Here is a 13094-nt window from a genome sequence, read left to right as displayed (position 1 = left end):
GCGTTTTGTAGATTTTGACAGGTATGTGCAATCGGTCAAGTGCCCGAGCGCAGTCTCGACGCCGACCTCGCGCTGGCCCTGAGCCTGAATGGCCGCGATCTGTTTCGCGACGAACAACCGCTGAAAATCCTGCTGATGTCCGCCACCCTCGAAGGCGAACGCCTGTCCGGCCTGCTGGATGACGCGCCGATCCTGCGCAGCGAAGGGCGCATGTTCCCGGTGCAGATGCGCTGGGGCCGCCCGTACCAGGCCGGTGAATTCATCGAGCCGCGTGTGGTGCAGACCGTCCTTGAAGCCGTGCATGACGAGACCGGCAGCATTCTCGTCTTTCTGCCGGGGCAGGCCGAGATTCGCCGGGTTAATCAACAACTGGCCGACGCTTTGGGTGATCGCCCGGATGTGCTGCTGTGCCCGCTGCATGGCGAGCTTGACCTCAACGCCCAACGCGCCGCCATTGACCCGGCGCCCGCCGGCAAACGCAAAGTGGTGCTGGCCACCAACATCGCCGAGACCAGCCTGACCATCAACGGCGTGCGCGTGGTGATCGACGCCGGGCTGGCGCGGGTCCCGCGTTTCGACCCCGGCAGCGGCATGACCCGCCTCGACACCCAACGCATCTCCCGCGCCAGCGCCACCCAGCGGGCCGGCCGGGCAGGGCGCCTGGAGCCGGGCGTGTGTTATCGGCTGTGGTCCGAAGACCAGCATGAAGGCCTGGCGGCGTATGGCAGTGCGGAAATCCTCGCCGCCGACCTTGCCGGGCTGGCCTTGCAACTGGCGCGTTGGGGCGTCACGCCCACGCAACTGGTGTGGCTGGATGTGCCGCCGACTGCCGCGTACGCCCAGGCTCAGGATTTGCTGGTGCGTCTGGGCGCGTTGAACGACGACAAACTCACCGCCCATGGCCAGAAGATGGCCGAGTTGCCCGCGCATCCGCGTATCGCCCACCTGTTGCTGCGCGGGCAGGACCTGGGGCTGGCGGCCACGGCGTGTGACGTCGCCGCGCTGTTGGGCGAGCGTGACATCTTGCGCGGCGCCGGTGCCGATTTGCACAGCCGGCTGGCGCTGATGTCCGGCGAGGAGCGTGCGCGAGGTACCCAAGGCGGCGTGCAGCGCACCAAGCAACTTGCCCGGCAATACCGCAGCTATTTAAGAGGCCAGGCGACTCAGGCCGTGCCCGATCCCAATCACCCGCGCTGGCTCGGCGCCTTGCTGGCGCTGGCCTACCCGGACCGCGTCGCCCAGCAACGTCGCCCCGGCGGCGCTGAATACCGCCTGGCCAATGGCCGTGCCGCGCTGTTCGCCGAGGCCGACAGCCTGATGAAACAAGCGTGGCTGGTGATCGCCGACCTCGGCAGCCGTCAGGGCCAGCGCGAAGAGCGCATCTACCTCGCGGCCGACTTCGATCCGGCGCTGTTCGACACAGTGCTTGCCGAGCAAGTGCGCAACGTCGACCAGCTCGATTGGGACGAGCGCGAAGGCGTGCTGCGCGCGGAGCGCCAGCGTAAAGTCGGCGAACTGGTGCTCAGTCGCGAACCGCTGAGCGGTCTGGACGAGGCCGCGCGCAGCCAGGCGCTGGTCAACCTCGTGCGCCGCAAAGGCCTGGAGCTGCTGCCGTGGACGCCTGAACTGCGCCAATGGCAGGCCCGCGTCATGCTGCTGCGTCAGCTGGACGCCGGCAACACCAGTGAGTGGCCGGATATCAGCGACAAGGCTTTGCTCGCCAGCCTGGAGCATTGGCTGATGCCGTACTTGGGCAAAGTCTCGCGCCTGAGCCACTTCGCCAACCTGGATATCTCCAGTTTCCTGCACAACCTGTTGCCCTGGCCGCTGCCCCAGCGCCTGGACGAGCTGGCGCCGCAGCACGTGAAGGTGCCCTCGGGATCCTCGGTGCGTTTGGACTACAGCGAACAGCCGCCGATTCTGGCGGTGCGCTTGCAGGAATTGTTCGGGCTGGCGGACACGCCGCGTATTGCCGGTGGGCGCCAGGCGGTCAAGCTGCACCTGCTGTCCCCGGCGCGCCGGCCGGTGCAGGTGACCCAGGATCTGGCGAACTTCTGGCGCAGCACGTATGCCGAGGTGAAAAAGGATTTGAAGGGGCGGTACCCGAAGCATTACTGGCCGGATGACCCGTTAGTGGCCGAACCCACCGCCCGGATCAAACCGCGCAAGTAAAGCTTGTGGAGATCAAATTTGGGAGCGGGATGGTGTGGGAGCTGGCTTGCCTGCGATGCAGACGACTCGGTGTACCTGTTTCACCGAGGCGATGCTATCGCAGGCAAGCCAGCTCCCACAAAAGCCCACACACATTGAGCTTTGTGGTGTGGGTTATTGCGCGGCCGGGAGCAGGAACCGGGCGATCACTGGTAGGTGGTTGGAGATACGCAGTGTGTCTTCTTGCCGTACTTTGGCCTCTATCCGCTTGATCCTTGGGCTGTAGAACAAATAATCCAACGTCCGATCCGGCCCATCCACACTTGGGTCATTGGGGAAGTGCGTAAGCCACTTCGCCCGGTCAATCCCACTGGATTCACTGTTACTGGGGATCATCGGGTACTTATCCCACAGCAAATGCAGCTCGCTGTCCGGCGAATACTGCCCGCGCTTATCGGCGTCCAGGCGCAGGAATTGCCCCAGTGGCAGCAAGTTGAAGTCCCCACCGATCAGCCATGGCGTGCCACGCCCTTCGAATTTATCCAGCAGCTTCACGGTGGCTTTAGCCTGCTCCTGTACCGCCGACCGCCCAGGCATATCGCCATCCAGCCGGGTGTTGAGCACGGCCAATTGGCCACCATCGCTCAGCGGCAGGTAGGTCAGCAGCAACGCAGGCTTGGGTTGGAACTGGCGGCTGATGATGTTGGCTGGGGACACCGGCAGTTGCAGGCGTTCGGCGTGTTCGATCTGGTAGCGGCTGAGGGTCACCAGCTTGCGGCCGACGCTGCCGAAGATATGCAGGCTGGGCACAAAGTCGGCTTTCCAGTCGAAGGCCTGGGCGCTGCATGGGTAGAGATCGACCAGGCGTTCCTGCAGCAGTGCGATCTGGTCCTGGTAATGGGAGGGCTTGGCGTTTTCGTCGAGTTCCTGCAGCAGCAGGATGTCGGGTTGTTCGTCGCGGATCACCCGCGCCACTTCATCGAGGCTGGAGGCCATGTCTTCCACGGTAGGGCGATCATCCGGGCCGTTGCCGTCGGCGGTGTCGTACCAGAACACATAGTTCTTGCCCGCCAGGTATTGCACATTCCAGGTCATGACCTTCAGCGCCTGCCCGGGCAGAAGCGTTGGCGCACGCGGCGCGACGCAACTGACGGGCAGGGTTTGTTTGTCGGCAGGGCGCCAGGTCAGGCTGTAGATCAGGGCGGCGAGCAGGCCCGCGAGAATCAGCAGGCTCAACAGGGTGATGCGCAATAAACGGGTCATCGGCTCGGCTTATGGCGTTTCAGGAGTGGCAGGAGCATATCACCGCGCGTCGGCATCGCCACCGATCAGCATGAATAAACGGAACAGCACCACGCTGGTAAACAGTTGCAAAAAGCTTTGGGCGCTGTCGAGCACGGTGGCGAGCATTGGGCTCGGGTTGGGGTAGACGGCATCAGTGGCTTCCTTGAGCAGCAACAGCGGCGTCATCACACACAGCAGGCATACCAGGATTCGCCAAAAATGCCCGCGAGTCAGGCGCAAACTTTCCTGCATAGCCCCCAGCGCCGACAGGCCGCGCAGCACCAGCAGGTACTCGGCAAAACCGAGCACGACCATCAGCCACAGGCCGGGTAGGTAAAACAGTGACAGGCCCAGCCAGACCAACAATGTACTTATCGCGGTCAGCACGGCGAAACGTGGCCACAGGGTCAAGGCCGTCGCCCACAAGTCTTTAGTGCGCGGCGAGTCGCCACGCGTGCGGGCATCCAGAAACAAGATCAAGGCGCCGACGTACAGCGGGTACATCACCAACCCCACCACAATGCTGTAGGCGCGCGAAGCATCCGGCGCCAGCGTGTGCTCGATTACCTGTTGCAGCAGGGCTTCGAGGATCACCAGGGGCAGGCACAGCTGCACGATGGCGCCCAGGTTACGCTGAGTAAAACGGAAGGAGTCGCGCAATACGTCTAACGGATTCATCAGGTTCATCACAGACCGAAAAGCAAGGCCCACACTTTAACCGATCATGACGAGAGGTAAGCAAACGTAAACCTTGCGTAAAGACCATTGAAACGTCTGGTAACAGCCCCATAACTAGTGCGTAGCTCGCCTGATCACAGGCGGGCCCATGATTTTTACCGGCAATCTAACGAGGTCGCCATGAACAGCGAAGAGCAAACCCTGATCGATGGACTGTTTTCACGGCTGCAGCAAGCAGAAACGGACTCAGCCCCCCGCGACGCCCTGGCCGAAGCGCGGATCAAGGAGCACATGACTCGCCAACCGGCCGCCGGGTACTACATGACCCAGTCGATCCTGGTGCAAGAACACGCGATCAAGAGCCTCGACGCGCAGAACAAGCAACAGGCGCAGCAGATCCAGCAATTGCAGGATGAGTTGCAGCAGGCCAAGGCTCAGGCAGCACAGCCGGCGCCGAGCAGTGGCGGTTTTCTGTCGAGCATCTTTGGTGGCGGCTCCCGTGACCCGCAACCCACGCAAAGTGCGCCGGCGGCTTCCGGTGGCGGCTGGCGTGAGCCTGGGCGGCCTTCGTTCGGCCAGCCTGCGCCACAGCAAAACTACGGCGCGCCGCAGCAAAACTATCAACAGCCACAACAAGCGCCCGCAGCACCGATTGGCAGCGGCTTCCTCGGCGGGGCGTTGAAAACCGCTGCCGGTGTGGCCGGTGGTGTGATGCTGGCCGAAGGCATCAGCAGCTTGTTCAGCCACAACTCGCAACAGCCGCAAGTGGTGGAAGAAATCATCCGCGAAGAACCGGCGCCCGCCAGTGATAACGGCAATTGGGGCAACGACGACCAGAAGTTTGCCGGCAATGACAGTTGGGGCAGCGACAACGCCTCGGACAGCTTCGCCGACAGCGACTACAGCGATGATTCTTCCTCGTTTGGCGACGACGATTCCTTCGTCTGACCCGCCTTCAACCGGGGCGCTTCGTCGCCCCGGGCTGATTTTTCGCTGAAACTTTCCCATGGCTGGCATACTGGCGCCTTTGCGGGCTCTCACGTCCGAGGTCCAAGTGGCATCCATGGGGAAGTGCGGTGAAGAAAATTGCGGTGTTCGCCGATGTACAAAACCTCTACTACACCGTGCGCCAGGCCTACGGTTGCCACTTCAATTACGCCGCCCTGTGGGCTGACATCAGCGCGCGCGGGCAGATCGTCGAAGCCTATGCGTACGCCATCGACCGTGGCGACAGCAAGCAGCAGCAATTCCAGCAGATCCTGCGCAACCTGGGCTTTACGGTAAAACTCAAACCCTACATCCAACGCAGCGACGGCTCGGCCAAGGGCGACTGGGACGTGGGCATCACCCTCGACATCATGGACGCCGCCGACCACGTCGACGAAGTGGTGCTGGCCTCCGGCGACGGCGATTTCGACATGCTGCTCGAACGCATCATCCAAAAGCATGGCGTCGAAGCCGTGGCCTATGGCGTCCCGGGGCTGACGGCCAACTCGCTGATCCGCGCCGCCAGCCGCTACGTGCCGATCGAAGGCGCGCTGCTGCTTAAATAAGTCAATTGTCAGACGGAGTTGGAACAGGTTTGGAACGTATAGCGGTCATCGACTTTGAAACCACCGGCATCACCCCGAGCAGCCACTGCCGGGCCACGGAAATCGCGGTGGTCATCCTTGAACGCGGCCAGATCGTGGACCGCTACCAGAGCCTGATGAATGCCGGCGTGCGCGTGCCGGGCTTTATCGAACAACTCACCGGCATCAGCAACGCCATGCTGCGCAGCGCGCCACCGGCGGAGCGGGTGATGAACGAAGTGAATGAATTCGTCGGCACCACGCCGCTGCTGGCGCACAACGCCGCGTTCGACCAGAAGTTCTGGGACTTCGAACTGGGCCTGATCCGTCGCACCCGCCTGCAAAAATTCGCCTGCTCGCTGCTGCTGGCCCGCCGCCTCATGCCGTCGGCGCCGAACCACAAACTCGGCACCCTCAACAGCTACGCCCAACTGCCCCACACCGGCAAGGCTCACCGGGCGATGGCGGATGCCGAAATGGCAGCTAACTTGACGGCGCACCTGGCCGAGCAATTGCGCGGTACGCATGGGTTGCGCGAACTGTCCCACGACCTGCTGTGCACCTTGCAGAAAGTGCCGGCGGCGAAGATCAATGAGCATCTGAAGAAGCATCGCGGGTTCTGAACCCTGCGCAGATCTCATGTGGGCGGAGGACTAATTGTGGAGAGCGGGCTTGCCCCGCGTTGGGCTGCGCAGCAGCCCCAAACCCTGACACCCAGTTCCAACTGACAGAACGCGGTGACTTCATTAGGGCCGCTTCGCAGCCCAACGCGGGGCAAGCCCGCTCGCCACAGAAGCCCGCTCGCCACAACAAGCCCATTTGCACCTAAAGCTCGCTTGTCAGGCTATCGAGGCTGCACGCATTCCAACGCCCGACCCACCACCTCCTTTGCCATCCCCACCAAATGCATCACTGCCCGCTGCTGCACACTGAGCGTCTCGCCCGACACCAGCGCCGTCTCCACCGCGCAATGCAGCAAATCCGCCGCATGGGCGAGGGCGTCTTCGAAGCTCAGGTTGTCATTCAGCACAAAGTTGGGCGCATCCGGGGCGCAGGCTTTGAGGTAGTAGTCGATGGCTCGTCGGTTGAGCAGGGCGTCTTCGCTGAGGAAGTTTGTATGGTTATCAGTTGAAGCAGAGGTTGTTTTGACCATGTTGAGTCTCCGGGACTTGTAACTCTCTCCTTCGTCAATTTCGGCTTGCACTTCCGGTCACCGAAGGGCCGATGACGTGGGGAAGACTAGCGGCTGAATTTAGCTGGAACAAGGCATGAAATGTCGCTCGGAAACGTCCTTCAAAAGAATGGGAAGCGGTGACACAACTGACGCCATCGCAGGCAAGCCAGCTCCCACAGTAAATTTCCTGTTTGTTCGTTCCCACGCTCCGCGTGGGAACGATCGGTGTCAGGTGGCTTTCCCTTCCAACTGCCCCAACGGCACGCGCCGCGCTATTGCGCTCGACAAAATGATCGAGGTTTTGCTGAACCCGAACTTCGCCACTCGGTTGATCAGGTTCTCCAGCTCCGGCATCGAGCCCACCGCCGCCTGCATGATCACGCACGGGTCGCCTGTCACCCGGTGGCATTCAGTCAGTTCGGGTATTTCCGCCAAGGCGTCGTAGACCTTCTGGCTGCCATTGTTGGTCAGGCGCAGCTCTATCGTGCATTGGATCGGCAAACCGATTTTCGACAGGTCGACCTTGGCCTGATACCCGGTGATCACCCCGCTGGCTTCCAGCTTGGCCACGCGTTCAGCCACAGCAGGGGCGGAGAGGTTTACGGTGCGGGCCAACTGCGCATAGGAAGCGCGGCCGTCTTCGAGCAGGGCGCTGAGGAGCATGCGGTCGTATTTATCCATGATAAGGCTCCGGTGATGCGTGGCTTTCGAATGCACGGGTTATAGCCTTCATAACCATGTTTTGAAAAGTGTATGGGCGCTTTAAACAGGTTTTGTAACTTATGTTCGGCGTGCTGCCTTTTTAGAATAAGCCTCCAATATTCTGCCGCAGAGCTACCCAATGCCTGGCCCACGTCGCTTTCCCTTACCGTTGATTGCCGCTTTTTTTGCGCTGTATGTGATCTGGGGTTCTACCTACCTGGTGATTCGAATCGGTGTGGAGTACTGGCCGCCGTTGATGCTGGGCGGGATTCGCTTTTTGGTGGCGGGGCTGGCGATGTATGGCTATTTGCGCTGGCGCGGGGCGCCTGCGCCGACGTGGGTGCAGTGGAAGGCCGCGGCCAAGATCGGCGTTTTGCTGCTGACTTTTGGTAATGGCGCGGTGACGGTGGCCGAGCACACCGGCGTTGCTTCCGGCGTGGCCGCGTTGGCGGTGGCGACGGTGCCGTTGTTCACCTTGCTGTGTGGGTATTTCTGGGGAGCACGTAATACCCGTCTGGAGTGGGCCGGAGTGGTGCTGGGGATTATCGGCATTGCCATGCTCAACATGGGCTCCAACCTGCAGTCGAGCCCCACCGGCGCCATGTTGCTGCTGTTTGCCGCTGCCTCCTGGGCCTTCGGCTCGGTGTGGAGCCGGCACTTGCCGTTGCCTGCCGGCGCCATGGCCAGCGCGGCCGAGATGATCATCGCCGGTGCCTTGCTGCTGGTGGGCAGTGCGCTGACCGGTGAGCGCCTGCATGCCGTGCCGCCGATTGAAGGCTGGCTGGCCTTGGCTTACCTGGCCGTGTTCGGCTCGATCATCGCCTTCAATGCCTATATGTACCTGCTCAAACACGTGCGCCCGGCAGCGGCGACCAGTTATGCCTACGTGAACCCGGCCGTCGCGGTGTTGTTGGGTATTGTCTTCGTCGGCGAGACCATCGGCATGGAGGAAGCCTTGGCGATGCTGGTGATCATCAGCGCGGTGTTGCTGATCAGCCTGCCCCAGTGGCGAAAGCCCAAGCCGGAAATAAGGTAAACTGCCGCGCATTACGCCCTTGCGCTGAATTTTTCCTACGGTAAACACATGACTTTCGCCACACTTGGCCTGATCGAACCCTTGCTGCGCGCCCTTGAGACGCTTGGCTACCAGACCCCGACGCCGGTGCAGGCGCAAGCCATTCCGGCGGTGCTGGCCGGTCGCGACCTGATGGCCGCGGCCCAGACCGGCACCGGCAAGACCGCAGGTTTCGCCCTGCCGCTGCTGCAACTGCTGACCATGGAAGGGCCGAAAGTCGCCGCCAACTCGGCGCGTGCGCTGATTCTGTGCCCGACCCGCGAGCTGGCCGAGCAGGTTCACGCCAGCGTCGCCGAGTACGCCCAACACCTGCCGCTGACCACGTACGCGGTGTACGGCGGCGTGAGCATCAACCCGCAGATGATGAAGCTGCGCAAGGGCGTCGACATTCTGGTCGCCACGCCTGGCCGCCTGATCGACTTGTTCCGCCAGAACGCGCTGAAGCTCAACCAGCTGCAAACCCTGGTGCTGGATGAAGCCGACCGCATGCTCGACCTGGGCTTCTCCGAAGAGCTGGCGAACATCTACCGCATGCTGCCGAAAAAGCGCCAGACCCTGCTGTTTTCCGCGACCTTCTCCGATGAAATCCGCTCGCTCGCCGGGCAGATGCTCAACGACCCGCTGAGCATTGAAGTGAGCCCGCGCAACGTCGCCGCCAACACCGTCAAGCAGTGGGTGGTGCCGGTGGACAAGAAGCGCAAGGCGGAGCTGTTTGTGCACCTGATGCGCAAAGGTCGCTGGAAGCAGGTGCTGGTGTTTGCCAAAACCCGTAACGGCGTGGACGCGCTGGTGGATAAGTTGCAGGGCCTGGGCATCAATGCCGACGGCATCCACGGCGACAAACCGCAAGCAACCCGCCAGCGTGCGCTGGACCGCTTCAAATCCAGCGACGTGCAGATTCTGGTGGCCACCGACGTGGCAGCCCGTGGCCTGGATATCGAAGATTTGCCGCTGGTGGTCAACTTTGACCTGCCAATCGTGGCCGAAGACTACATTCACCGTATCGGTCGCACCGGCCGTGCGGGCAATACCGGTGAGGCGATTTCGCTGGTGTGTGCCGATGAGGTGAACATGCTGTCGGCCATCGAGATGCTGACGCGTCAGACCTTGACCCGCAAGATGGAGCCGGACTTCGAACCGGAGCACCGCGTGCCGGACACCGATGCCAGTGGCCAGGTGGTGAAGAAGCCGAAGAAACCGAAGAAGCCCAAGGCTTCGGGTGGTGGCGGTGGTAAGCGCAATTTGGGTAAGTGGGTGGACAGCGGGGACGTAGCGCCGGCTGAACCGTCGATCAAGCCGGTGCGCAAGGTGCCGGTATTCAACACAGGCCCGCGCAAGAAGAAGTAATTTTTCGTCGCGGCTACTGGCCTCATCGCAGGCAAGCCAGCTCCCACACTTTGAATGTATTCACAGCTCAAAATGTGGGAGCTGGCTTGCCTGCGAAGGCGGCTCTGAATTCACCGCCGATTTCAGCGCCTAAGCCACTCCAACATGCCCCGCGCCGCTGCCCGCCCACTGGCAAAGCACCCCGTCAGCAAATAGCCGCCCGTCGGCGCTTCCCAATCGAGCATCTCCCCGGCGCAAAACACGCCCGGCAATTGCTTGAGCATCAACCGCTCATCCAGCGCCTCAAACGGCACACCACCTGCGGTGCTGATGGCTTCATCCATCGGCCGGGTTTTCACCAGTGTCAGCGGCAATGCCTTGATATCCACCGCCAGCTGCGCCGGATCATGGAAGTGTTCCGCAGGCGCCAACTCACGCAACAGCGCCGCCTTGACCCCGTCCAGGCCCAACTGACTGTGCAAATGCTTGCTCATCGAGCGCGAACCACGCGGCTTGGCCAGTGCAGCCTGCACCTTGTCCAGCGGCTTGCTCGGCAGCAGGTCGATATGCACTGTGGCTGAGCCATCGCGATTGATCGCTTCACGAATCGGCGCCGAGAGCGCGTAGATCAAGCTGCCCTCGATGCCCATGGCGGTGACCACGCATTCCCCCAACCGAGGCTTGTCATCCGCCACGCCGATGGCGACGTTTTTCAACGGCGCGCCGGCGAATTTGCTTACCATTAATTCGCTCCAGGCCGACACCTCAAAGCCGCAATTGCTCGGTTGTAACGGCGCGTAAGGCACGCCTTTGTCTTCCAGCAACTTGAGCCAGGCGCCATCGGAGCCCAGGCGCGACCAGCTGCCGCCGCCCAGGGCCAGCAACACGGCATCGCTGTGGACAGTTTTTTCGCCGTCCGGGCTGTGGATAAGTAAACCGCCGTCGGCCGTCCAGCCCAGCCAGCGATGGCGGGTGTGGATAACCACGCCTTGTTCGCGCAGGCGTTTGAGCCAGGCGCGCAGCAGCGGTGCGGCTTTCATGTCGGTAGGAAACACGCGGCCGGAAGTGCCGACAAAGGTCTGTATGCCCAGCCCATGAATCCACTCGCACAACGCCTCGGCACCGAACGCTCGCAGCACCGGCGCCATAGCTGGCGCACGTTCGGCGTAGCGAGACAGGAACGCCGGGTACGCCTCGGAGTGGGTGATGTTCATGCCGCCCACGCCCGCCAGCAGAAACTTACGACCCACCGACGGCATGCCGTCATACAGGTCCACCCGTACGCCCGCTCGGCTCAAGACTTCAGCGGCCATCAGCCCGGCTGGGCCGCCGCCGATGATAATGATGTGTTGAGAAGAGGTCTGAGGCATGGGCAAGGCTACGGTCGCTGAATAGGCCGAGCATTCTACCCGACGGCAGCGTGGCTGCCTGATCAAAAAACGTACACTTTCCTACAGGCCATATGGCTGTGCGCTTTCAGGCGCTTACGCTCAAGTTATCCACAGGCCGTTCCACAGGCATTGTGGGTAACGCTCACACTTCAATGACAGCCTGATGACGTCCACACCCGCTGAGCGCTGTGGTGCAGGATGCCATGGCGGCGGGCCAGGGCCGGGCGGTCTTTGCTGTAGCCGCCACCGATCACGCCCATCACCGGGATGTCGCGGCCCAGGCAGTGGCGCATCACGCTTTCATCGCGGGCGGCAACGCCTGCGTCTGTCAGCTTGAGGTAACCGAGGGCGTCGTCTTTGTGCACATCGACACCGGCGTCGTACAGCACCAGGTCAGGCTGATAGAGCGGCAGCAAGTAGTTGAGCGCATCGTCCACCACCTTGAGGTAATCGGCGTCGCCCATGCCCATGGGCAGCGGGATGTCCCAGTCGCTCTGGGCCTTGCGTGCGGGGAAGTTCTTTTCGCAATGCAGCGACACGGTGATGGCATCCGGCGTGTCGTGGAGGATGCGTGCAGTGCCGTCGCCCTGGTGCACGTCGCAGTCGAAGATCAGCACGCGGTTGACCCGGCCGCTGGCCAGCAGGTAATGGCTGATCACCGCCAGGTCATTGAAGATGCAAAAGCCGGCCGGGTAATCGTAATGGGCGTGGTGGGTGCCGCCCGCCAGGTGGCAGGCCAGGCCGTGTTGCAGCGCTTGTTCGGCCGCGAGGATCGAGCCGCCGACCGCGCGCACGGTGCGCCGCGCCAGGGCTTCGTTCCACGGCAGGCCGAGGCGCCGTTGGTCTTCGCGGGACAACTCGCCGCCCATGTAGCGTTCGATATACCCAGCGTCATGGGCCAGGGCCAGAATCTCGGGTGGGCACAGTTCGGGGCGCAGCAATTGGCTGTCCTCGGTCAGCCCGCTGTCCACCAGGTGATCGCGCAACAGGCGAAACTTGTCCATGGGAAACCGGTGGTCTGCCGGGAACTCAGGGCTGTAGTCATCGTGGTAGATCAATGGCAAGGGCATGGGATTTTCTGACGGGAACCTGCGAAGGATCTTACCAGCGCTGTACACTCACGCACATGGCAAGGGAGGGGGACCCATGGAGCCGATACTGGAATTGGAAAGCGCACGGCTGGTGCTGCGCCAATGGCGCGACAGCGACTTAACGGAATTTGCGCGCATGTGCGCCGACCCGCAGGTGATGCGTTATTTCCCGGCCAAGTTGAGCCACTTGGAAAGCGCGGCGTTGATTGGCCGGATTCGCGGGCATTTCGCTGAATACGGCTTTGGCCTGTGGGCCTTGCAGCGCAAGGACACCGGCGAGTTTATCGGCCTGACCGGGCTGCTGAATGTCAGCTTTGAAGCGGACTTTACCCCGGCGGTGGAAATTGGCTGGCGCCTGGCCCGCGAACATTGGGGTTTGGGCTACGCCAGTGAGGCCGCGTGGACCGCGCTGCGGTGTGGTTTCGACCGACTGCAGTTGGATGAAATTCTCGCCTTCACCACCGAAACCAATCTGCCATCACAAAAAGTCATGCAGGCCATCGGTATGCATTACGATCCCCAGGCAGATTTTGAACACCCCAAGGTCGCAGCCGATGACCCGCTGCGCCATCATGTTTTGTATCGCATCACCCGCGCCCAATGGTTGGACACGCTGCACGGATAAGCAGCCCGGAATGCCCTCTCGATTGT

Annotated in this window: 12 protein-coding genes and 1 pseudogene; 7 read left to right on the top strand and 6 right to left on the bottom strand. The window is 62.2% G+C overall.

All coding sequences use genetic code 11. From position 1 onward, the window contains the following. Window positions 1–45 precede the first annotated feature (45 nt). Window positions 46–2172, top strand: a pseudogene (gene hrpB / locus FPT15_RS14900) (ATP-dependent helicase HrpB); the annotation flags it as partial. A gap of 153 nt (window positions 2173–2325) precedes the next feature. Here the strand turns inward: hrpB and FPT15_RS14895 are convergent. After that, complete coding sequence (locus FPT15_RS14895; RefSeq protein WP_145162319.1) at window positions 2326–3414, bottom strand: endonuclease/exonuclease/phosphatase family protein; 1089 nt, start codon at window positions 3412–3414, stop codon at window positions 2326–2328. A 39-nt stretch (window positions 3415–3453) separates the two neighbouring features. After that, on the bottom strand, window positions 3454–4113 hold the full coding sequence (locus FPT15_RS14890) for a YciC family protein (protein ID WP_145162316.1): 660 nt from the start codon (window positions 4111–4113) through the stop codon (window positions 3454–3456). Window positions 4114–4293: 180 nt separating this feature from the next. Here FPT15_RS14890 and FPT15_RS14885 point away from each other — a divergent pair, with 180 nt between their 5' ends. The 3 genes from FPT15_RS14885 (at window position 4294) to FPT15_RS14875 (ending at window position 6307) form a co-directional block, all read left to right on the top strand. Continuing rightward, window positions 4294–5061, top strand: a complete 768-nt coding sequence (locus tag FPT15_RS14885; RefSeq protein ID WP_145162313.1) for a DUF2076 domain-containing protein — start codon at window positions 4294–4296, stop codon at window positions 5059–5061. 128 nt (window positions 5062–5189) lie between these two features. Continuing rightward, window positions 5190–5666 (top strand): NYN domain-containing protein, encoded by a 477-nt coding sequence (locus FPT15_RS14880; RefSeq protein ID WP_119740929.1) that lies wholly within the window; start codon window positions 5190–5192, stop codon window positions 5664–5666. Window positions 5667–5695: 29 nt separating this feature from the next. Beyond that, window positions 5696–6307: a PolC-type DNA polymerase III gene (locus FPT15_RS14875; protein WP_145162310.1), complete on the top strand. Its 612-nt coding sequence runs from the start codon at window positions 5696–5698 to the stop codon at window positions 6305–6307. A 221-nt stretch (window positions 6308–6528) separates the two neighbouring features. Here the strand turns inward: FPT15_RS14875 and FPT15_RS14870 are convergent, their stop codons facing one another. Together FPT15_RS14870 and FPT15_RS14865 are read right to left on the bottom strand one after the other, a co-directional pair. Next, the gene (locus FPT15_RS14870) at window positions 6529–6837 is read right to left on the bottom strand and encodes a DUF3077 domain-containing protein (RefSeq protein WP_145162307.1); all 309 of its coding nucleotides are present in this window, start codon (window positions 6835–6837) and stop codon (window positions 6529–6531) included. 249 nt (window positions 6838–7086) lie between these two features. After that, window positions 7087–7539 carry an Lrp/AsnC family transcriptional regulator gene (locus FPT15_RS14865; protein ID WP_145162303.1) on the bottom strand — a complete coding sequence of 151 codons (453 nt, stop codon included), beginning with the start codon at window positions 7537–7539 and terminating at the stop codon, window positions 7087–7089. Between the two features lie 160 nt (window positions 7540–7699). On the opposite strand from FPT15_RS14865, the gene yedA reads away from it, so the two are divergent. Together yedA and FPT15_RS14855 are read left to right on the top strand one after the other, a co-directional pair. Further along, window positions 7700–8596, top strand: a complete 897-nt coding sequence (gene yedA, locus FPT15_RS14860; protein WP_145162300.1) for a drug/metabolite exporter YedA — start codon at window positions 7700–7702, stop codon at window positions 8594–8596. Between the two features lie 48 nt (window positions 8597–8644). Further along, window positions 8645–9982, top strand: coding sequence for a DEAD/DEAH box helicase (locus FPT15_RS14855; protein ID WP_145162297.1), 1338 nt, complete (start codon window positions 8645–8647; stop codon window positions 9980–9982). A 122-nt stretch (window positions 9983–10104) separates the two neighbouring features. On the opposite strand, the gene FPT15_RS14850 is transcribed toward FPT15_RS14855, so the two are convergent. Together FPT15_RS14850 and FPT15_RS14845 are read right to left on the bottom strand one after the other, a co-directional pair. Continuing rightward, complete coding sequence (locus FPT15_RS14850) at window positions 10105–11331, bottom strand: TIGR03862 family flavoprotein (RefSeq protein WP_145162294.1); 1227 nt, start codon at window positions 11329–11331, stop codon at window positions 10105–10107. 170 nt (window positions 11332–11501) lie between these two features. Next, a complete protein-coding gene (locus tag FPT15_RS14845; protein WP_145162292.1) occupies window positions 11502–12422 on the bottom strand; it encodes a histone deacetylase in 921 nt (306 codons plus the stop codon). 76 nt (window positions 12423–12498) lie between these two features. Here FPT15_RS14845 and FPT15_RS14840 point away from each other — a divergent pair, with 76 nt between their 5' ends. Further along, window positions 12499–13068, top strand: a complete 570-nt coding sequence (locus FPT15_RS14840; protein WP_145162289.1) for a GNAT family N-acetyltransferase — start codon at window positions 12499–12501, stop codon at window positions 13066–13068. Window positions 13069–13094: the final 26 nt, after the last annotated feature.

Source organism: Pseudomonas sp. RGB (assembly GCF_007713445.1).
Classification (GTDB): domain Bacteria; phylum Pseudomonadota; class Gammaproteobacteria; order Pseudomonadales; family Pseudomonadaceae; genus Aquipseudomonas.
The sequence above is the reverse complement of the archived record's forward strand: the minus strand, read 5'-3'. Positions and strand labels throughout refer to the sequence as shown.